General features: G+C 71.3%; 15 protein-coding genes. 10 read left to right on the top strand and 5 right to left on the bottom strand.

The genetic code is table 11. The features are described from left to right. Positions 1-78 precede the first annotated feature (78 nt). On the bottom strand, positions 79-2,724 hold the full coding sequence (glgP, locus tag AB0I49_RS36285; protein ID WP_363231487.1) for an alpha-glucan family phosphorylase: 2,646 nt from the start codon (positions 2,722-2,724) through the stop codon (positions 79-81). A gap of 286 nt (positions 2,725-3,010) precedes the next feature. Between glgP and AB0I49_RS36280 the strand changes: the two genes are divergently transcribed. The 5 genes from AB0I49_RS36280 (at position 3,011) to glgB (ending at position 13,319) form a co-directional block, all read left to right on the top strand. Then, positions 3,011-4,357 (top strand): S8 family peptidase, encoded by a 1,347-nt coding sequence (locus AB0I49_RS36280; protein WP_363231486.1) that lies wholly within the window; start codon positions 3,011-3,013, stop codon positions 4,355-4,357. A 326-nt stretch (positions 4,358-4,683) separates the two neighbouring features. Then, positions 4,684-6,678 carry an alpha-1,4-glucan--maltose-1-phosphate maltosyltransferase gene (locus AB0I49_RS36275; RefSeq protein WP_363231485.1) on the top strand — a complete coding sequence of 665 codons (1,995 nt, stop codon included), beginning with the start codon at positions 4,684-4,686 and terminating at the stop codon, positions 6,676-6,678. Continuing rightward, on the top strand, positions 6,675-8,387 hold the full coding sequence (gene treS / locus AB0I49_RS36270; protein WP_363231484.1) for a maltose alpha-D-glucosyltransferase: 1,713 nt from the start codon (positions 6,675-6,677) through the stop codon (positions 8,385-8,387). The genes AB0I49_RS36275 and treS overlap by 4 nt, the downstream gene beginning before the upstream one ends. Before the next feature lie 356 nt (positions 8,388-8,743). Next, positions 8,744-10,252 (top strand): maltokinase, encoded by a 1,509-nt coding sequence (locus tag AB0I49_RS36265; RefSeq protein WP_363231483.1) that lies wholly within the window; start codon positions 8,744-8,746, stop codon positions 10,250-10,252. An 874-nt stretch (positions 10,253-11,126) separates the two neighbouring features. Next, the gene (glgB, locus tag AB0I49_RS36260) at positions 11,127-13,319 is read left to right on the top strand and encodes a 1,4-alpha-glucan branching enzyme (RefSeq protein ID WP_363231512.1); all 2,193 of its coding nucleotides are present in this window, start codon (positions 11,127-11,129) and stop codon (positions 13,317-13,319) included. Positions 13,320-13,389: 70 nt separating this feature from the next. Here the strand turns inward: glgB and AB0I49_RS36255 are convergent, their stop codons facing one another. Together AB0I49_RS36255 and AB0I49_RS36250 are read right to left on the bottom strand one after the other, a co-directional pair. Further along, positions 13,390-13,611 carry a DUF397 domain-containing protein gene (locus AB0I49_RS36255; protein ID WP_363231482.1) on the bottom strand — a complete coding sequence of 74 codons (222 nt, stop codon included), beginning with the start codon at positions 13,609-13,611 and terminating at the stop codon, positions 13,390-13,392. Continuing rightward, positions 13,595-14,434: a DUF5753 domain-containing protein gene (locus AB0I49_RS36250; protein WP_363231481.1), complete on the bottom strand. Its 840-nt coding sequence runs from the start codon at positions 14,432-14,434 to the stop codon at positions 13,595-13,597. The genes AB0I49_RS36255 and AB0I49_RS36250 overlap by 17 nt, the downstream gene beginning before the upstream one ends. A 305-nt stretch (positions 14,435-14,739) precedes the next feature. Between AB0I49_RS36250 and AB0I49_RS36245 the strand changes: the two genes are divergently transcribed. The 4 genes from AB0I49_RS36245 (at position 14,740) to AB0I49_RS36230 (ending at position 18,447) form a co-directional block, all read left to right on the top strand. Then, positions 14,740-15,099, top strand: coding sequence for a hypothetical protein (locus AB0I49_RS36245; RefSeq protein ID WP_363231480.1), 360 nt, complete (start codon positions 14,740-14,742; stop codon positions 15,097-15,099). 2,378 nt (positions 15,100-17,477) lie between these two features. After that, on the top strand, positions 17,478-18,110 hold the full coding sequence (locus AB0I49_RS36240) for a GyrI-like domain-containing protein (protein ID WP_363231479.1): 633 nt from the start codon (positions 17,478-17,480) through the stop codon (positions 18,108-18,110). A 41-nt stretch (positions 18,111-18,151) separates the two neighbouring features. Then, positions 18,152-18,295 carry a hypothetical protein gene (locus AB0I49_RS36235; RefSeq protein ID WP_363231478.1) on the top strand — a complete coding sequence of 48 codons (144 nt, stop codon included), beginning with the start codon at positions 18,152-18,154 and terminating at the stop codon, positions 18,293-18,295. Between the two features lie 11 nt (positions 18,296-18,306). Beyond that, on the top strand, positions 18,307-18,447 hold the full coding sequence (locus tag AB0I49_RS36230) for a hypothetical protein (RefSeq protein WP_363231477.1): 141 nt from the start codon (positions 18,307-18,309) through the stop codon (positions 18,445-18,447). Positions 18,448-18,505: 58 nt separating this feature from the next. On the opposite strand, the gene AB0I49_RS36225 is transcribed toward AB0I49_RS36230, so the two are convergent. Beyond that, positions 18,506-19,222, bottom strand: a complete 717-nt coding sequence (locus AB0I49_RS36225) for a DinB family protein (RefSeq protein ID WP_363231476.1) — start codon at positions 19,220-19,222, stop codon at positions 18,506-18,508. Between the two features lie 138 nt (positions 19,223-19,360). Continuing rightward, on the bottom strand, positions 19,361-20,164 hold the full coding sequence (locus AB0I49_RS36220; RefSeq protein ID WP_363231475.1) for an alpha/beta fold hydrolase: 804 nt from the start codon (positions 20,162-20,164) through the stop codon (positions 19,361-19,363). Between the two features lie 282 nt (positions 20,165-20,446). On the opposite strand from AB0I49_RS36220, the gene AB0I49_RS36215 reads away from it, so the two are divergent. Continuing rightward, complete coding sequence (locus AB0I49_RS36215; RefSeq protein ID WP_363231511.1) at positions 20,447-21,211, top strand: GNAT family N-acetyltransferase; 765 nt, start codon at positions 20,447-20,449, stop codon at positions 21,209-21,211. Positions 21,212-21,370: the final 159 nt, after the last annotated feature.

Below are 21,370 nucleotides of genomic sequence, written 5' to 3'. Positions count from 1 at the left end.
GCCCGCGCCCGTACGTCCGCCCCATCCGTACGCCCCTATGCCAGTACGCCCGCACGCCCGTACTCCCACCCGTCCCCCTCACCTCATCAGCACCCCCGCCGCCTCCCCCCTCGTCTCCGTCGGCACGGCCACCAAGCCCAGTTCCGCCGGGCTCGCCAGCAGCCGGTGGGCGGGGAGGATGCGGACCGTGTAGCCGTAGGGGCCCGTGCGGCTGAGGGTCAAGGGGCCCTCGTAGAGCCAGCCGGCGTCGAGGTCGGGGCCGGCGGTGGGTTTGAGGGGGACGGTGGTGGGGTCGGTGATGCGGTCGGACTCGTCGACGCGGCCAGCCACCGCCTGGACCTCCACGTCCGCGGGGTCGAGGCCGCCGAGGGCGACGCGGACCCGCAGGGCGAGCGTCGAGCCGAGTTCGGCCGTGCCGTTGACGCCGCCGGCCGCCGCCGGAGGAGTCGTCGCCGACGTCTCCACGTGGTCGACGGCCACGCCCGCCCACGCGTCGCGCACCCGCGCCTTCCAGTCCGCCAGTTCGCGCGCGGCGGCCGGGTCCAGGGAGCGGTGGGCGCGGGCCGCGGGGGCGTAGAGCTGCTGTACGTACTCCCGCACCATGCGTCCCGCGAGCACCTTCGGGCCCAGGGTGACCAGCGTCCGGCGGACCATGTCGATCCACCGCTCCGGCAGGCCGCCCGCGCCCCGCTCGTAGAAGCGCGGCGCGATCCGCTCCTCCAGCAGGTCGTACAGGGCCGCCGCCTCCAGGTCGTCCCGGCGGTCGTGGTCCACGGCCGCGCCGTCCGCCGTGGGGATGGACCAGCCGAAGTCGGGCTCGTACCACTCGTCCCACCAGCCGTCCAGGACGGACAGGTTGAGGCAGCCGTTGAGCGCCGCCTTCATTCCGCTGGTGCCGCACGCCTCCAGCGGGCGGAGGGGGTTGTTGAGCCAGATGTCGCAGCCGGGGTACAGCTTCTGAGCCATCGTCATGCCGTAGTCCGGCAGGAAGACGATGCGGTGCCGTACGCGCGGGTCGTCGGCGAAGCGCACCAGTTCCTGTACGAGCCGCTTGCCGCCGTCGTCCGCCGGGTGGGCCTTGCCCGCGACGACGATCTGGATGGGCCGCTCCGGGTGGAGCAGCAGTTCCATCAGCCGGTCGCGGTCGCGGAGCATCAGGGTCAGCCGCTTGTACGAGGGGACGCGGCGCGCGAAGCCGATGGTGAGCACGTCCGGGTCCAGCACCCCGTCGATCCAGCCGAGTTCGGCCGCGCCCGCGCCGCGTTCCCGCCAGGACGCGGCGAGGCGTTCCCGCGCCTCCGTCACGAGCTGTTCGCGCAGCGAGCGGCGCAGCTCCCAGATCTCGCCGTCGGGGATCTCGGCGACGGCGTCCCAGCGCTCGGAGCCGCCCACCGCCAGCGCGTCCTCGGTGCGCCCCGCGCCGATCTGCCGGGCGCCGAGCCGGAAGACCTCCGGCGCGACCCAGGTGGGGGCGTGCACCCCGTTGGTCACGGACGTGATCGGCACCTCCGCCGCGTCGAAGCCCGGCCACAGCCCCGCGAACATCCGCCGGCTCACCTCGCCGTGCAGCGTGGAGACGCCGTTGGCGCGCTGGGCGAGGCGCAGCCCCATGACGGCCATGTTGAAGCAGTTCGGGTCGCCGCCGGGGTAGGTCTCCAGGCCGAGCGCGAGGACGCGTTCGATGTCGATGTCCGGGAGTTCGGCGCCCGTGCCGAAGTGCCGGGCCACCAGTTCCCGGTCGAAGCGGTCGATGCCGGCCGGTACGGGCGTGTGCGTCGTGAAGACCGTACCCGCCCGTACGGACTCCAGCGCGGGCGCGAACTCCAGCCCGTCGGCGGCGAGTTCGTGGATACGCTCCAGTCCGAGGAAGCCCGCGTGCCCCTCGTTGGTGTGGAACACCTCGGGACCCGGGTGGCCGGTGAGCCGGCAGTACGCGCGTACCGCCCGCACCCCGCCGACGCCCAGCAGCATCTCCTGGAGCAGCCGGTGCTCGCTGCCGCCGCCGTACAGCCGGTCGGTGACGTCGCGTTCGCGCGGGTCGTTCTCCTCCACGTCCGAGTCGAGGAGCAGCAGCGGCACCCGGCCGACCTGGGCCTGCCAGACGTACGCGCGCAGCGAGCGCCCGCCGGGCAGGGCGAGTGCGACGTGGACGGGGCAGCCATCGGCCTCGCGGAGCAGGGCGAGCGGCAGCTCGTGGGGGTCGAGCAGCGGGTAGTGCTCCTGCTGCCAGCCCTCGCGGGAGAGGGACTGGCGGAAGTAGCCGTGGCGGTAGAGGAGCCCGACGCCGATGAGCGGGACGCCGAGGTCGCTGGCGGATTTGAGGTGGTCCCCGGCGAGGATGCCGAGGCCGCCGCTGTACTGCGGCAGGGCCCCGGTCACGCCGAACTCGGGCGAGAAATAGGCGACGGCGGCCGGCAGGTCGTCGCTCTGCTCCTGGTACCAGCGCCGGCCGCCCAGGTAGTCGTGCAGATCGTCGGCGGCGGCCGTGAGCCGGCGCAGGAACCGCCGGTCCCCGGCCAGCTGCGCCAGCCGCCCCGCGGACACGGCGCCCAGCAGCCGCAGCGGGTCGCAGTCGGCGGCGCGGTGGCCCTCGGGGGCGACGGCGTGGAAGAGGTCACGGGTCTCGGAATGCCAGGACCAGCGCAGATTGCGCGCCAGTTCGCTGAGCGGTCGTAGGGGCTCGGGAAGGACGGGGCGCACGCTGAATCGACGAATGGCCTTCACGCTTCGACGTTAGCGGCGGGAGGGGCCACGGGTCCCGACAACCGGCCGCGGGTCCCGGACAACCCCACGACAGCCGGCAGCAGGTGGCAACGGACACCGGCAGGCCACGCCGGTCTATGCCCCGCGACCACGCACGACGGACGGATCCCCGGCCCCGCCGCCCACCGCCCACCCGGGCGATTTGGCCGATTCCACCCCCATGAGCGGCCTTGTACCGGTCCGTGGCCCACGGGAAGGTGTGAGACACGTGCCGAGTAGCGCAGCAGTGGAGAAGGAGGCTCAGGGCATGGCCTTGTCGCGCACCAGCCGCCGCCGACTGGGCGAGGCGCTGACCGCCTGCGCCACGGCGGCCGTCCTCACCGCGGTCGCGCTCCCGGCGTACGCCGCACCGCCGTCGGGCCGCGTCCTCGCCGCCGGCTCGCCCGCCGCCGTGAACAGCAGCTACATCGTCACGCTGAAGACCGGCGCGGGCGGCGTCGCGGCATCGTCCGGGGCGGGGCGGAAGCTCGTACGGTCGTACGGGGCGCGGATCCGGCACACCTATGGCACGGCGCTGAACGGCTACGCGATACGGGCCGACGCGGACCGCGCGCGGCGGCTCGCGGCCGACCCGGTGGTCGCCTCCGTCACACAGGACACCGAGGTGACGCTGAAGCACGACGAACCGGACCTCGGCTCCCGTACCTCGAACCGCTCCCGACCCACGAACCGCGCCCACCAGCCGAACACGCCTGCCCGGGGCCCGGACCAAACCGACCAGCCGAACCAGTCCTCCCGTGCCCCGGACCAAGCCCGCCAACCGGCCCCGCCCTCCTGGGGTCTCGACCGCATCGACCAGGCGGACCGCCCCCTCGACGGTTCGTACACCGCGCCCGCGAGCGCGGGGCGGGGCACCACCGTCTACGTCCTCGACACCGGTATCCGCACCACCCACCGGGACTTCGGCGGCCGGGCCGTCAGCGGCTGGGACTTCGTCGGGAACGACGCCGTCGCCGAGGACGCCAACGGCCACGGCACCCACGTGGCCGCCACCGTCGCGGGCACGCGGTACGGCGTGGCGAAGCGGGCCGAGGTGGTCGGCGTGCGGGTGCTGGACGCGCGGGGGACGGGCACCACCGCCCAGGCCATAGCGGGCATCGACTGGGTGACGGCGCACGCGAGGAAGCCGGCCGTCGCCAACCTCAGCATCGGCGGCTTCGCCAACCCTCAACTCGACGCGGCCGTAAGGAACTCCATCGCGTCCGGGGTGACCTACACCATCGCCGCGGGCAACAACGGCGCGCCCGCCGACCTCTCCTCGCCCGCGCGGGTCGAGGAGGCGATCACCGTCGGCGCCACGGACGCCGGCGACCGCAGGGCGCGGTTCTCCAACTGGGGCCCCGCGGTGGACCTGTTCGCGCCCGGCGCCGCCATCGTCTCGGCGGGGCACACGAGCGACACGGCGAGCGCCACGCTGTCGGGCACCTCGATGGCCGCGCCGCACGCCGCGGGCGCCGCCGCGCTCTATCTGGCCGATCATCCGTCGGCGCGCCCGGCGGAGGTGGGCGACGCACTGGTACGGGCGTCCACGCCGGGCAGAGTCGGCGGAGCCGGACCGCTGACATCCGACAAACTCCTGCGCGTCGGATCCTGACCGTGAATTCGTTGAACCCGTTGAATCCGCGGCACGACCGAGAAGGCCCCGCCCCTGAAGGCGGGGCCTTCTCGCGCCCTCGCCGCGGGATACAGGGGAAATCGCGCTCCCGCAGTCGCCGCATTCCGAGAATGCCCGACTGGGATGCGCGGGAAGGCTCACTCGGTACGTACCTGCGCGCACCCGCAAGCCGCCCCCCATGGCCCATCCCTCTTCCGCCCACCGAGTGAACGCGGACAGGAGCCGTCATGCCCACAGCCCGCCCCGCGCCCGTGGAGCCGATAGAAAGAACAGACCCCGAACCAGCCCGACCTCCAGGTGAGCCCATGATCGGTCGTATCCCCGTCCTGGACATCAGCCCGCTGATCGACTCCGGACGCCGCCCGGCGAAGGCGGTGGTCGGGGAGGAATTCCAGATCAGCGCCACGGTCTTCCGGGAGGGCCATGACGCGGTCGGCGCCAATGTGGTGCTGCGCGACCCGGCCGGCCGGTGCGGCCCGTGGACGCCGATGCGCGAGCTGGCTCCGGGTACGGACCGCTGGGGCGCCGAGGTCACCCCGCGGGCGGAGGGCCGCTGGACGTACACGGTGGAGGCGTGGAGCGATCCGCTGGCCACCTGGCGGCACGCCGCGGGCATCAAGGTCCCCGCCGGGATCGACTGCGCGCTGGTCCTGGAGGAGGGGGCCCAGCTGTACGAGCGGGCCGCCGCCGGGGTGCCCAAGCGGGAGGGGCGGGAGGCGGTGCTGGCGGCGGTCGACGCGCTGCGCGACGTGTCGCGGTCGGCTGCCGACCGGCTCGCCGCGGCCCTCGCCCCCGCGGCCCGCGCGCCGCTGACCCGCTATCCGCTGCGCGAACTGCTCACCGCCTCAAGGCCGTTGCCGCTGCTCGTCGAGCGGGAGCGGGCGCTGTTCGGGTCCTGGTACGAGCTGTTCCCGCGTTCGGAGGGCGCGGTGGTGCGGGAGGGCGAGCCCCCGCGCAGCGGAACGTTTCTCTCGGCAGCCCGGCGACTGCCCGCCGTGGCCGCGATGGGCTTCGACGTCGTCTACCTGCCGCCCATCCACCCCATCGGAACCGCCTACCGCAAGGGCCCCAACAATGCGCTGAGCGCAGGCCCGTACGACGTGGGCAGCCCCTGGGCGATCGGCTCCGCCGACGGCGGGCACGACGCGGTCCACCCCGATCTCGGCACCCTGGAGGACTTCGAGCACTTCGTCGCGCGCGCCCGCGAACTGCGCCTGGAGGTCGCCCTCGACTTCGCGCTGCAGTGCTCCCCGGACCACCCCTGGGTGGAGAAGCACCCCGAGTGGTTCCGCCACCGCGCCGACGGCACCATCGCCTATGCCGAGAATCCGCCGAAGAAGTACCAGGACATCTACCCCGTCGCGTTCGACGAGGACTGGACGGGCATCGTCCGCGAGACCCGCCGGCTTTTGCGGTTCTGGATGGCGCGCGGGGTGCGGATCTTCCGCGTCGACAATCCGCACACCAAGCCGGTCGCCTTCTGGGAGAAGGTCATCGGGGACATCAACCGCACCGATCCGGATGTCATCTTCCTCGCCGAGGCGTTCACCCGGCCGGCCGTGATGCGCACGCTCGCCGCTTTTGGGTTCCAGCAGTCGTACACCTACTTCACCTGGCGCAATGGCAAGCAGGAGATCACCGACTATCTGACGGAACTGGCCGGGGAGAGCGCCGCCTACATGCGGCCGAACCTCTTCGTCAACACCCCGGACATCCTGCACGCGTATCTCCAGCAGGGCGGCCGTCCCGCGTTCGAGGCGCGGGCCGTGCTCGCCGCGACCCTCTCCCCCGCTTGGGGTGTCTACGCGGGATTCGAGCTGTGCGAAAACACTGCCGTACGGGCCGGCAGCGAGGAGTATCTGGACTCCGAGAAGTATCAGCTGCGGCCTCGGGACTGGGCGGCGGCCGAGCGCGCCGGACGCTCCATCGCACCGCTGATCACCACGCTCAACCGGCTCCGCCGCCGCCATCCGGCCCTGCGGCACCTGCGCAACCTCCGTTTCCACCGCGCCGACAACGACGCCGTCATCGCCTATTCCAAGCGGTCCGGCGCCTCATGCGTCCTTACGGTCGTCAACCTCGACCCCCACCACACCCAGGAGGCGACGGTCTCGTTGGACATGCCGGAACTCGGCCTCGACTGGCATGAGTCCGTCCCGGTGCGCGACGAGCTCACCGGTGAGACCTACCACTGGGGCAGGGACAACTATGTGCGCCTGGAGCCGGGTCGCGACCCGGCGCCCGCGCACGTGTTCTCGCTGCGACCGTCCTCACCGATCGGAGGGTCACCCACAAAATGATCGTCAACGAACCCGTGCCGGACACGTTCGAGGACACGCCGGCGAAGGACCGGGACCCCGACTGGTTCAAGCGCGCCGTCTTCTACGAGGTGCTCGTCCGCTCCTTCCAGGACAGCAACGGCGACGGCGTCGGCGACCTCAAGGGCATCACCGCGAAGCTCGACTACCTGCAATGGCTGGGCGTCGACTGCCTGTGGCTGCCGCCCTTCTTCCAGTCGCCGCTGCGCGACGGCGGCTATGACGTCTCCTGCTATACGGCGGTGCTGCCGGAATTCGGCGACCTCGCCGACTTCGTCGAATTCGTGGACGCCGCCCACCAGCGCGGCATGCGCGTGATCATCGATTTCGTCATGAACCACACCAGCGATCAGCACGAGTGGTTCCAGCAGTCGCGCACCGATCCCGAGGGGCCGTACGGCGACTACTACGTCTGGGCAGACGACGACAAGCAGTATCAGGACGCGCGGATCATCTTCGTCGACACGGAGTCCTCCAACTGGACCTTCGACCCGGTGCGCAAGCAGTACTACTGGCACCGCTTCTTCTCGCACCAGCCCGACCTCAACTACGAGAACCCCGACGTCCAGGAGGAGGTACTGGCCGCCCTGCGCTTCTGGCTGGACCTGGGCATCGACGGATTCCGGCTGGACGCGGTCCCGTATCTGTACGCGGAGGAGGGCACCAACTGCGAGAACCTCCCCCGTTCGCATGACTTCCTCAAGCGGGTACGGGCCGAGATCGACGCCCATTACCCGGACACCGTGCTCCTGGCCGAGGCCAATCAGTGGCCCGAGGACGTCGTCGACTACTTCGGCGACTTCCACCAGGGAGGCGACGAGTGCCATATGGCGTTCCACTTCCCCGTCATGCCGCGCATCTTCATGGCCGTGCGGCGCGAGTCCCGCTATCCGGTCTCCGAGATCCTCGCCAAGACCCCGGCGATTCCGGCCCGCTGCCAGTGGGGCATCTTCCTGCGCAATCACGACGAGCTGACGCTGGAAATGGTCACGGACGAAGAGCGCGACTATATGTACGCGGAGTATGCCAAGGACCCGCGAATGCGCGCCAATATCGGCATCAGGCGGCGGCTCGCCCCGCTCCTCGACAACGACCGCAATCAGATCGAGCTGTTCACGGCCCTGCTGCTCTCGCTGCCCGGCTCGCCGATCCTCTACTACGGCGACGAGATCGGCATGGGCGACAACATCTGGCTCGGCGACCGGGACGCGGTGCGCACGCCGATGCAGTGGACCCCGGACCGGAACGCCGGGTTCTCCTCCTGCGACCCCGGCCGGCTCTTCCTCCCGACGATCATGGATCCGGTCTACGGCTACCAGGTCACCAACGTGGAGGCGTCGATGTCCAGCCCCGCGTCGCTGCTGCACTGGACCCGCCGGATGATCGAGATCCGCAAGCAGAACCGGGCCTTCGGGCTCGGCTCGTACACCGAGCTGCCCTCCTCCAACCCCGCCGTGCTCGCCTTCCTCCGCGAGCACGGGGACGACCTCGTCCTGTGCGTGAACAACTTCTCCCGGTTCGCGCAACCCACCGAGCTGGATCTGCAAGCCTTCAACGGCCGCCATCCGGTCGAGCTGATCGGCGGCGTCCGCTTCCCGGCCATCGGCGAGCTGCCGTATCTGCTGACCCTCGCGGGCCACGGCTTCTACTGGTTCCGGCTGCGCCACGGCGAACCGCCCGGCCTCCGCTGAGCCGCCCCCTGTCCACCGACCGTCCACCGTGCCGCCCACAGGCCGTACACCAAGCCGCCCGACGGCTGCCGAGCGGACCCGCGCCCGCGCGCGCACCCCAGCGCGCACGGGCGTTTTCACCACCCGCCCCTGGGCAGTCTCCCTATTACCGCTTGCCGCACGGGCCGGGCTTCCCGGATCGCGTCCGCCCCGCCGGCCGTACGGACCGGACGCACTCTCGACTGTTCGACCCGGCCGTACGGGCTGACCGTATGGACGATCCTCGTCCGACACGTCCCGCACCGCCGCACAGTCTCTGCCGCAATCCGGGACACTTCGCCCTAACTGTCGTGTGCCCGGGGAAAGGACGCGACGCCATGCCGGAAGGTTTCTCGGCCCGTGCCAAAGCGAACAGCGGGAGCGCCGCGGCGGCTGCCGCCGCGGCTGTCGGACGACAGGGCCACACCGCCGCGGGGGACGCCGGGGTGCTCGCCTCGCTCGTGCCGATGCTCGCCGAGTGGCTGCCCCGCCAGCGCTGGTTCGCGGGCAAGGGCCGCCCCATCGCGGGCTTCACCCCCGTCGCCGTGACCGAGCTGCTGCCCAGCCCGCCGCGCGGCACCTCGCCCGGCCTGCTCCACCTGCTCGTACGGGCCCAGCAGTCCGGTCCACAGCGGCAGCCGGAGCCCGCCGACGCCGCCGACTGCTACCAGCTGCTCCTCGGCGTCCGCCAGACGCTCCCGCCGCATCTCGCGCCCGCGCTCATCGGCCGCCCGGCGGAGGGGCCGCTGCGCGGCCTGACCGTGTACGAGGCGCTCGCCGACCCGCGCCTCTCGACCGTGCTGCTGGAGCGGCTGCGCGCGCCGGGGCGGCTCGGGCCGCTGCGCTTCACGCACGCGCCGGACGTCGTCATCGACCCGGACCTGCCGCCGCGCCTGGTGACGGCCGAGCAGTCCAACACCTCGGTGGTGTACGGCGAAACGTACATCTTCAAGCTCTTCCGGCGCGTCTGCCCCGGCGCCAACCCGGACCTCGAACTGCCCCTCGCCCTGGCCCGCGCCAAATGCCCGCGGGTGCCGGCGCCGGTCGCCTGGTACGAGGCGCTGCCGCCGGAGCCGGGCGGGGAGTCGATGACGCTCGGCGTCCTCCAGCACTTCCTCGCCTCCTCCGCCGACGGCTGGCAGCTCGCCCTCAACTCCCTCGCGCTGCGCGCCGACTTCTCCGCCTCCGCCCGCGCCCTCGGCCACGCCACCGCCGAGGTGCACCTCGCGCTCGCCGACGCGCTCCCCACCGTCACACTGCGCCGCCCCCAGCTCGAACACCTCGCCGTCTCGATGACCGAGCGGCTGGAGGCGACCGCCGCCGCCGTGCCCGCGCTGCGCCCGTACGGCCCCGCGCTGCACACCGCGTACGAGTCCCTGGCCGCCCTCGGCCGCGCCGGCCGCACCTGGACCGCCCAGCGCATCCACGGCGACCTGCACCTCGGCCAGACGCTGCGCACCGCCGCCGACAGCCGCTGGTCCCTCATCGACTTCGAGGGCGAGCCCGCCCGCCCCCTCACGGAGCGCCGCCGCCCGCAGCCCGTCGCCCGCGACCTCGCGGGCATGCTCCGCTCCTTCGACTACGCGGCGGCCGTCGGCCACGCCGCCACCAGCGCCTGGTCGGACCGCGCCCGTACCGCGTACTGCGACGGCTACGCCGCCGTCACCGGCGCCGACCCCCGCGAAGACCCCGCCCTCCTGCGCGCCTACGTCACCGACAAGGCCGTCTACGAAGTCCTGTACGAGGCCCGCCACCGCCCCGACTGGCTCCCGGTCCCCATGTCCGCGATCCGCCGCCTGGCGGCGGGGGCGCACGGGGGCGACCTGCCTGGTGGGGATGGGCGGTGAGGGACTGGGTGGGCTGGGCGCTGCGGGTGGGGCGGGTGGGCTGGACGGGGCCACTGGGGCGGGGGCCCGGTCGTACGAGCCGGTGGGCGGTTTCGGGCTCGGGGACGGCTTCGGGCTCGGGGGCGGCTTCGGGCTCGGGGACGGCTTCGGGTTTCGGGACGGCTTCGGGCTCGGGGACGGTTTCGGGCTTGGGCCGGGGGAGTCGGGAACTCGTACGGGACGCACGACGACGCAGCACCGATCCGTCCCCCGGCCGCGGTGCCGGGGCCTTGAGGAGGACCAGACCGTGACCGCACGTCCGCCGACCAACCGCCCGCCCCACGCGGACGACCGCCCCGGCCCGCCAGCGCCTCCGGCGGTGCCTGCCACGTTCCTCCCGGCCGCCACGCGCCGGGGGCGGACCGCTCCGGCTGCTCCGGGGGCTCCTGACGCTCCGGGGGCTCCGGGTGCTCCCGGTGCTCCGGGTGCTCCGGGTGTGGAGACCCCGCCCGCCCCCGAGCCGGGCGGCCTGCCGCCGCTCCCCGGCCGTACGCGCGCGCCGGTCGAGGACGTACCGCTGCCGGAAGTCGAGAGCGGCGGGCCCGAGGGCGTACCGGTACGGGGCCCGAGCGCACCGGCGAAGGACGCACCGGCACCGGTACAGAGCGCCCAGCCGGGGGACGTACCGGGCCCGAAGCCGAGCGCCCCGCCGGAGCGGCCGCGCCGTTCCTCGTACGCCGCGCCGCCGACGCCGCGCGCCCCGCGCGCGGAGGAGGCTGATGAGAAGCACGGACCGAAACCCGATGCCGCCCCGGCTGCGGCGGTGGCCGAGCCCCCCGCATCCCCCGCATCCCCCGCATCCCCCGCATCCCCCTCCCCCGGCAACGGCCGTGGCGTGCGTACCGCTCCCCCGCTCGATCCCGACGAGCGCCGGCGGCTGCTGGACGGCTCGCACCACGATCCGCACGCGCTGCTCGGCGCACACCCCGTGCGCGGCGGCGTCGCCTTCCGGGTCCTGCGCCCGTACGCGCGCAAGGTGGCCGTCACCGCGAGGGGCCTGCGGGCAGACCTGATCCCCGAGGGCGACGGGCTGTTCGCGGGGCTGCTGCCGCTGCGCGACATCCCCGACTACCGCCTCCTGGTCACGTACGAGGACAACGAGATCGAGGTCCACGACCCGTACCACTTCCTGCCCGCGCTCGGGGAGCTCGATCTGCATCTGCTGGGCGAGGGCCGCCACGAGGAGCTGTGGCGGGCGCTCGGCGCGCAGCCCATGACGTGGCAGGGCGTCATCGGCACGCGGTTCACCGTGTGGGCCCCGAACGCCCTCGGCGCACGCGTCGTCGGCGACTTCACCTACTGGGACGGCACCGCCACCCCCATGCGCTCGCTCGGCGGCACCGGCGTCTGGGAACTGTTCCTGCCGGGCGTCGGCGAGGGCGCGCTGTACAAGTTCGAGATCACGCGCCCGGACGGTTCGCGCACGCTGCGCGCGGACCCGATGGCCCGCCGGACGGAGGTCCCGCCCGCCAACGCGTCCATCGTGCACACCTCGCACCACACATGGCGCGACGAGGCGTGGCTGATCCACCGCGCGAACCACCCTGTGCACGCGAACCCGTTCTCCGTGTACGAGCTCCACCTCCCGTCCTGGCGACCGGGCCTGACGTACCGCCAGCTCGCCGAACAACTCCCGGCGTACGTAGCGGACTTGGGCTTCACGCACGTAGAGCTGATGCCGGTGGCGGAACACCCCTTCGGCGGTTCGTGGGGCTACCAGGTCACGGGGTTCTACGCGCCGACGGCTCGCCTCGGCACCCCCGACGACTTCAAGTTCCTGGTGGACGCCCTGCACCGGGCCGGCATCGGCGTCCTCGTGGACTGGGTGCCGGCGCACTTCCCCAAGGACTCCTGGGCACTTGCCGAGTTCGACGGCCGCACGCTGTACGAGCACGAGGACCCGGCGCGGGCCGCGCACCCCGACTGGGGAACCCTGGAGTTCGACTACGGCCGCAAGGAGGTCCGCAACTTCCTGGTCGCCAACGCGGTGTACTGGTGCGAGGAGTTCCACATCGACGGGCTGCGCGTGGACGCCGTCGCCTCGATGCTCTACCTCGACTACTCGCGCGAGCCCGGCGAGTGGTCCCCCAACGCCGATGGGGGGCGGGAGAACCTGGACGCCGTCGCGTTCCTCCAGGAGATGAACGCGACCGTCTACCGCCGCTGCCCCGGCGTCGTCACCATCGCCGAGGAATCCACCGCCTGGGACGGCGTCACCCGCGCCACCCACCATGTGGGCCCCAGCGGCTTCGGCGGCCTGGGCTTCGGCCTGAAGTGGAACATGGGGTGGATGCACGACTCGCTGGAGTACATGACCAAGGAGCCGGTGCACCGCAAGTACCACCACCACGAGATGACGTTCTCGATGGTCTACGCGTACAGCGAGAACTACGTCCTGCCGATCTCCCACGACGAGGTCGTCCACGGGAAGCGCTCCCTGGTCTCCAAGATGCCGGGCGACTGGTGGCAGCAACGAGCAAACCACCGCGCGTATTTGGGCTTCATGTGGGCCCACCCCGGCAAGCAACTGCTTTTCATGGGGCAGGAGTTCGCACAGGGCGCGGAGTGGTCCGAGGGCCACGGTCCCGACTGGTGGCTGCTCGACCCCTCGTACTCCGCCGAACCGGACCACCGGGGCGTACGCGACCTCGTCCGCGACCTCAACCGCACCTACGCGGCCACGGCCGCCCTATGGCAGCGCGACACGGACCCGGAGGGCTTCGCCTGGATCGACGGCGAGGCCAGCGAGGACAACGTCTTCGCCTTCCTCCGCCATGACGCCTCCGGCGACCCGCTGCTGGCCGTCTCCAACTTCTCCCCGGTGGTCCGGTACGAGTACCGGCTCGGCGTACCGAACGGGTTCACCGTCTGGCACGAGGTCCTCAACACCGATGCCGCCCGGTACGGCGGCAGCGGCGTGACGAACCCGGACCCCATGAAGGCGGAGTCCGTGGCCTCCCACGGCCACCGCACAAGCATCCTGCCAGTCCTGCCACCGCTGGCCACGGTGTGGCTGCGTCCGGTGTGACGATGCGCTGCGCTTCCTGACGCGACTGGGCCCCGTACCGATGTGGAGTCGGTACGGGGCCCGGCCACGCTCAGACGGAGAAGTCACCACCCTCGCCCTTGACGGCGGCTACGAAGGTCGACCAGGCGGCCGCTTCGAAAATGATCGCCGGGCCGTGGGGGTCCTTGGAGTCCCGGACGGGGACGCCGGCGGGGTAACCGTCCGACACCTCGACGCAACCGCCTGCATTGCTCTCGCTGTAGCTTGACTTGCGCCAAGCAGCCAAGGCCGATGCATCAGGAATCTTCTGCACCTTCGTACTCCTTCAGGTAACGGCGGATCAGGTCGAGGGACTTCTCATCAGTGAGGGCCACTGAGCGCACAAAGTCAAACCTTCGCACCAGCTCCAGTACCCTCTTCGGTGCCTCTGCCGATTCACCGGAGTCGAAACTCTCAATCGCGGTGCAGGTTCCGCCATTCGGCAGCGTGTGCAAGGTGAGGCTCCCGCCCGACAGAGGGTACGCGCCTGCGGCGAATGGCAGCACCTGTACCGTGATGTGACGCTGGGCGGCGATCTGCGTCAAATGCTTGAGTTGCTCGGCCATGCACCTTGCACCACCAATTGGCCGCTTGAGTGCGGCCTCATCCATGATCCCCCAGTAGTACGGCGGCTCATCCCTTTTGAGGATTCGCTGCCGCAGCATACGAGCTTCCACACGTTCTTCGATCTGATCGTCGAGATCCCTCAGGTAGAACTTGCAGAACACTTCCCGCATATATTCGCGGGTCTGCAAAAGCGCGGGCACGAGGTTGCTGGTGAAGACCTGAATTCGTTCGGCTTCCGGTTCCCGATCCAGCACCTTCCGACTGTAGTCGGGAACCAGGGCGTCATGCGCCAATTCCAACAGGTCGGCCAGTACTCCGTCCGTGTCGAAGTAGTTGTCCAGCGCGTTCACTAGAGCTTCCGAGGGGAGCTGTTCCCCCAGCTCGACACGGCCGAGGTAGCTGTGAGAGTACCCGCCCACCTCGTCGGACAGTTGCCTCAGCGACAGCCCTTTGCGCTCCCGCAGTCGCCGTAGCCGCCGCCCCAGTCGGACTCGCGGACTGAGCTTGCCATTTTCGTCGTTCAACTCCATGAGTCGAACCTTTCTTCGCATTAACTCGGTGTCCACGCAGCCCATTTGGTGACGTGCCGAGCGTGCGCCCAACGCGCGCTTTCAGTAAAGGTGTTACCACACCGCTTCGATACCCGGGGCGGAATCTCGCAGTATTCGACATGTCATACGCGAGAGACCCCCGCGACCGCTGCAACGGTCCGGGGGCATGGCCATCAATCACACGGAGTTGACGACATGCACCACGGTATCGCCCATCCCTTCACCTCGCCTACGCCCCCACCCCCGTACCCGAACAGCGCGCGCAGCGCCCTGGCGGTCGCGCGATGAACGACACCCTGCGGCTGCTCCCGTGGTCGGACGAGCGGGGAAATCCCTGCTACCTCAAGTCGAGCAGCGGCACCGGGCGCGTATCGCGTCTCGCCGACAGATTGGAGGCCGAACAGCTCTCCACCGGAGTCCAACTCCTGTCTTTTGCAAGGGACATGCTCAGGAACGAGCGCACTTCCGCCATCGAACTTCGCTTTCTCGGCACGAGGTTGTCCGAGTCCCTACATGACGCGCTACGCGTCGCGGACAGCCGGGGCGCGCGGTTGCCCGTACCCGAAGAACCGGACGACGCGGAGAACGACGACCGCAACGGCGACGGAACGCGCAGGAACGGGGCCGATCCCGAGCCCATGTGACCGCGCAGTTCCCGCCACCGTCGGGGCGGAGGCTCGGCGGGGCCCCGCCCTGACAGGCCGGCGATCAGGAACTCCGGCACCAGGACCATGAGGTGCCGTCATCCGGGGGGGGGACAGAACAGCCCGTCCCTGCCTCGGTCACACGGAGGCCATCCCCACAAGAAGGCTCCGCTGCGCTCCGCAACGGCTGTTGTTGCGTGGGGCGGCATTGCGCCCGGCCGAGTGCGGCTTTCGTCTCGGACCCTACGGGCCCAAAGCGCCAGCAGCGGCAGGGAAGGGGGGCGGCCGGTCACGGTTCACTGCCTGCCGCCGTGTTCGGGGCTGAGGTTAGAGAGGCTCGCTGCGCATAGCGCTGGCCGCTGCCGCGAAGTGGTCGTGGTGAGTTGGTGAGTGCGGGGGCGCGGGAGGGCGCGGGCCTGTGATTCACGGGATCAGCGGTGACGGGGTGGAGGTTGGTTGGCTACCTGGCGGCCGGTGTGGGTTGGTGTCGCAGGCGGCTGCCGCGTGGGGCGGCATTGCGCCCGGTCGGCTGCGGCTCTCGTCTCGGACCCTGCGGGTCCAGAGCGCCAGCAGCGGCAGGGGAGGGGGCGGCCTGGGCTCGGTTCGCTACCTGCGGGTGGGTTCGCGGCTGGGGTCAGGGAGGCTCGCTGCGCATAGCGCTGGCCGCTGCCGCGAAGCGGTTGCGGTGGGGTCGTCGAGCGCGGGGGCGAGGTGGCTCGGGCCTGTGATCCACGGGATCAGCGGCGGTGGAGCGGGGCTGGTTCGCTACGTGCTGCCCGGTGTGGGGTTAGGGCACGGGCGCGGCTGCCGCGTGGGGCGGCATTGTGCGTGGTTGGGCGCGGATTTCGTCTCGGACCCTGCGGGTCCAAGGCGCTGGCAGCGGCAGGGGAGGGGGTGGCCTGGGGTCGGCTCTCTGCCTGACGGGCGGGCTCGCGGCTGGGGTCAGAACGGGCTCCGCTGCGCTCCGCCGCTGGCAGCTGCCGCGAAGTGGTTACTGCGGGTGCTTCGGGTGCGGGCGCGTCTCGGGCCTGCGGCCCACAGCGGCTGAAGTGAGGCGGAGTTGGGGGCTGAGCCCAGGAGTGGGGCGCGCTGCGCTACGCCTGGGTGGCGGGTTCCGTTGGGGTGCAGTTGTCGCCCGCAAGAGAGGGGCCAACGGCTGGGGGAACGCCACGCCGACGGCCACCGCGCCTGGTATGCCCGACATGCCAGGCTCGGCGTTCAACAGAGTGCACTTACCGCCCGATTCCTGGTCCGGTATGGCGCTTTTGTCGGGCGGTAACTCCACCCTACCTGTAAGTAACGGCCCGCCAACGCCACATCACGGCAGCGGGACCGTCCTCACCCCGGCCGCCAACCACTCGACATGCAACGAACCGGCCCCAGGGGCCCTCCCCGCCGTCCTTGAATCCTCGGGCCGCAAGCCCGCAACCACCCGCACCCGAAGCCCCACCACAACCACTTCGCGGCAGCGGCCAGCGCTATGCGCAGCGAGCCTCTCTAACCCCAGCCGCGAACCCACCCGCAGGCAGTGAACCGAGCCCGGCCCGCCCCCTCCTCTGCCGCTGCTGGCGCTCTGGACCCGCAGGGTCCGAGACGAGAGCCGCACCCGACCGAGCACAATGCCGCCCCACGCGGCAGCCGCCTGCGACACCAACCCACACCGACCGCCAGGTAGCCAACCAACACCCGCCCCACCAGCGCTGATCCCGTGAATCACAGGCCCGAGGCCACTCCCGCCCCCGCCCCGAAGCCCCCACCACAACCACCTCGCGGCAGCGGCCAGCGCAAAGCGCAGCGAGCCTCCCTGACCCCAGCCACGAACCCACCCGCACCCAGCAAACCGACCCCAGGCCACCCCCTCCCCTGCCGCTGCTGGCGCTCTGGACCCGCAGGGTCCGAGACGAAACCCGCACCCAACCCACCCCCAATGCCGCCCCACGCGGCAGCCATCCGTGACCCCAACCCCACACCGGCCGCCAGATAGCCAACCAACCCCCACCCCACCACCGCTGATCCCGTGAATCACAGGCCCGCGCCACCCCCGCCCCCGCACCCGACGCCCCCACCACAACCACCTCGCGGCAGCGGCCAGCGCTATGCGCAGCGAGCCTCCCTCACCCCAACTACAAACCCACCCGCACCCAGCAAACCGACCCCAGGCCACCCCCTCCCCCGCCGCTGCCAGCGCCCTGGACCCGCAGGGTCCGAGACGAAACCCGCACCCAACCCACCCCCAATGCCGCCCCACGCGGCAGCACCAGTACCCGCCTGCGACACCAGCCCCGAACCGCGCGGACTCCGCCCCCTACAGCCCTACAGGCCGATAACCCCAGAACCCCAGGCATCCGGGACCATGGCGGAAGGACGAGAGGAAACCCATGGCACCGTATGACGTCAAACGGGAGCTGCGAGAGCTCTACGCGCCCAAGAACACGGCGTGGGCCGTCGTGGACGTGCCCGAGCAGCAGTTCATCGGCGTCGACGGCACCGGGGACCCCAACACCGCGCCCGCCTACGCGCGGGCGGTGGAGGCGCTGTACGCGGTCGCGTACACCCTCAAGTTCGCTGCCAAGCGCTCGGCGCCCGGCGGCGACTTCGTCGTCGCTCCGCTGGAAGGGCTGTGGTGGGCGGACAGCCCCGAGGCGTTCACCAGCAGGGCCAAGGACACCTGGAGCTGGACCATGCTCATCAGCATGCCCGCCTGGATCACGGAGGAGATGGTCGAGGACGCCAGGCAGACCGCTCTGGCGAAGAAGAGACTCCCCACGATCTCCCGGCTCCGGCGCGTCGCCCTCCACGAAGGGCTCAGCGCCCAGGTGCTGCACGTCGGCTCCTACGACAACGAGGCACCCGTGCTGTACGAGCTCCACCACGCGTACCTCGCCGCCAACGGGCTGCGGGCGACGGGCGTACATCACGAGGTCTACCTCAGCGATCCGCGCAGGACCGCCCCGGAGCGGCTGAAGACTGTCCTACGCCAGCCGGTCGAGCGCCTCGGCCTCGGCCGGTAGTAGCGGCGACGGACACGCAGACGGGCTAGATCCGCGCCTGCATGCAGGCCGAGACCCGCGTCGCTCGCATCCGGGTCCTGTCCGTGCTCGCGGCCCGCAAGTACCGCCACCTCCGCCGGGCGGTCGACCTCAGCCTCGCCGCCCTCGCCCTGCTCGCGCTGGCCGCCGCCGGCACCGCGCTGTGACGGCGGCCGCGATGGCCCGCACCCGCCTGGACCGTGTTCGCGCTGCGGTCGGCATCGCCTCCCTGACCCTCCAGCAGATCGAGGACGACCTCCGCGCCGACGACGTCGGCCAGCAGGAAACGGCACCGGTCATCCACCGGCTCGCCGCCTGACCGCACCACCCGAAGGAGAACTGCTGTGACCGAGACCCTCGCCCCGCCCGTCACCGGCCTACTCAGCGTCCTGTGCCTCGATGAGGTTGAGGTCGCGGACGCAGAAGCCGTGGTGCTCGAAGGTCTCGGTGAGCACCGTGCCGAGGCACTGCCGCACCAAGCGGCCCCGGGCGTACGGCGGCCAGACATCGTCGTCGGGCACCGGCGCTCGCGCTGCGAGCTGCACAGCGGTGACCTCGTCGAGCCAGGCCTCGAGCTCGGCGGCCTGTGCGTCACGCACGCTCACGATCTCGTCGAGGGCCGGATCGAGCGAGAGGTCAAGCCCGTGCGCTCCACGGTAGGGCTCGACGGTCGTCCCGATGCCCATCGGCGTGAATAGCTCCGTCGAGCCCAGGCAGCAGCGGCGGAACCACGAGTCGTGGACGAAGACCAGGTGGCGCATCGTCTGCACCGCCGACCACTCCTCGTTCACGCTGCGGCGCTCGATGCCGGGCGTACGGCGGATTCGCTCGATCGTGGCGGCCCAGTCGGCATGCAGCTGACGCGCTGCCTCGCGCAGATCGGCCGGGTCCTCGGAGCGGATCAGCACCCGCACCGGATGACGCCGGTCGAGCTCTGCCTCGACGTACTCGGTGACCTCGACACCGTTCACCACGAGGTTGGTGATGAGCCCGTCGATCACGGCATCCTGCATGACGACGCCGATCAGGCGTGCCCTGGTCAGATCGCACTCGCGGAACTCCGCACCATGCAGATCCTCGTTGACGTGCTTCATGCTACGCATACTAGGTCCGAGCACCGACAAGCCAGCCTCCCCGGCTTGATTTGGTCTCTCCAGGTCCTGACCGAGCGTGAAGAGCGCAAAGCAGACGATGCTCCAGCTCACCCGGAGCGAACCGCGCTTCCTCACGCCCTACGGGCCCGCCGTCGTACGCGAGACCGCTGCCGTAGGAGTGGCCTCCGTCGTACGCGGGACCGCCCCGGCGCGGTCGTCGGCGTCGAGGCCGGTCAGTACCGCCGTCACGAAGTCCCGCCGGTCGTCGGCGTGGGTGCGGAGCCACCTCCCCAGCTGGTGCGACGCGTCCGGGAGCTCGAAGCGGGTGTACTGGGCGCGGGCGGACAGCGCTTCCTGTACGGACTCGGTCACCGCAGGCGGGATCACCGCGTCGGTGCCGGGCACGGCGAGCACGGCCCGGCCCTCGTACGACCGCAGTACGTGCAGCGCGGGCGCTTCCCGCCAGCTGTCGGGCTGCCGGATGATCGTGCTGAACCGGCCGTTCCCGTTCCCGAAGGGCACGTCCCACGCTTCGGACGCGTACACGGCGGGCGCGCACAGCCCCAGCGCCACCACCCGGTTCCCGTAGTGCCGGACGAGGTCGGCCACCGTCTGGCCGCTCATGCTGAACCCCACCAGGACCAGCGGCCCGTCCGCCTCCGCGTACGCGTCGATCACCGCGACGGCCTGCTCGAACCGTCTCCGCAGGCTCAACTCGCCGAGTTTTCCCGTGCTTTCGCCGTGCCCGGAGAAATTGAAGGCGATCCCTCGGCAGCCTTGGGCCACGAACTCCTCCACCAGCGGCAGCAGCCGCTCCGTACTGCCGGCCCCCGCGCCATGCAGCATCACGGCGGTGCCGGCGGTGACGGCGGAATCGCCGCCGCCCCCATGCACACCGCTGAGCCGTTCACCGTCGTGGTCGTGCGTGAAGTCGATGAGCATGACCCCTATTCACTCACGCCGTGACCTCCGTGGGACGTCGGCCGCGAGGCCCCGCGGAGTGGCTGACTCCGCCGCGCCGCCTGCCCCCGGAACGGGGGGAGCCCGCGCCGACAGCATGATCATCCGTCTCCAGCGAACGGCTCCTGGGCTCCCGGGCTCCCGGACGGCCCGTTCACGTCCACGGGAAAAGCACCTGCGAGTACCCCGGCCGGCGTGCTGGGATGGACCACCATGCAACCCATGGACCTCCCGTCGATCAATGCATCCGACCTTCCGCTCGCGATGGAGCAGAATCTCGCCGAGCACGCCTGCCACCTGCACCGCAACCTGAAAGACGCGTCCGTCACCGAGACCGGCGACCTGCTGATCGCCGACAGCGGTCTCGCCGACGACACGTTCAACATCGTCGCGGCGGCCCGCTTCGCCCCGGACACCGCCACGGCCCGCGCCGCCGAGACGGCCCGGACCCTGGCCGCCACCGGCCGCCCCTTCTCCTGGTGGGTGGGCCCCGCCTCCACACCGGGCGATCTCGCCGAGCATTTGGAGGCCGCGGGCCTGGAGGCGTCCGAGACCGAGACAGGCATGTGGAAGGACCTGCGTGATCCGCTCCCCTCGGCGCACGTCGACGGCCTGGAGATCCGCCCGGTGACCACCGCGGAGCAGCTCGCCGACTACGCCGCGGTGCTGGCCGCGAACTGGAACCCGCCCGCCGCCACGGTGCGCCGGTTCTTCGCCGACGCCGCCGGGCCGGCGCTCAGCGCCGACAGCCCCGCCCGCTATCTGGTCGGCTACGTCGACGGCCGTCCCGTCTGCTCGGCCGAGGTCTTCCTGCACGCGGGCGTCGCCGGGATCTACAACATCGCCACGCTCGCCGCCGACCGCCGCCGCGGTTATGGCGGCGCCATCACCCTGGCCACCCTGCACACCGCGCGCGACGCGGGTTACGAGACGGCGGTGCTTCAGGCGTCCGCCGATGGGGAACCCGTCTACCGCCGCCTCGGTTTCACCGCCTGCGGCCACTTCACCGAGTACGCCATCATTCCCTGACCCGGCACAGCGACCGCCCCGTGCCGCCCCGCATCGCCCCGCATCGGCCCCGCACAGCCCCTAAATGAGTGAGTCCGATGTTCTCAGTGGTCGTAGGCGATCAGGGATCGTTTGGTCTTGGCGTTGGTGGTCCAGTTGTGCCAGATGCCGGCTGCCAGG

The organism is Streptomyces sp. NPDC050617 (assembly GCF_040654795.1).
In the GTDB taxonomy this organism is placed as follows: Bacteria; Actinomycetota; Actinomycetes; order Streptomycetales; family Streptomycetaceae; genus Streptomyces.
This window is presented reverse-complemented; position numbering and strand designations above follow the sequence as displayed.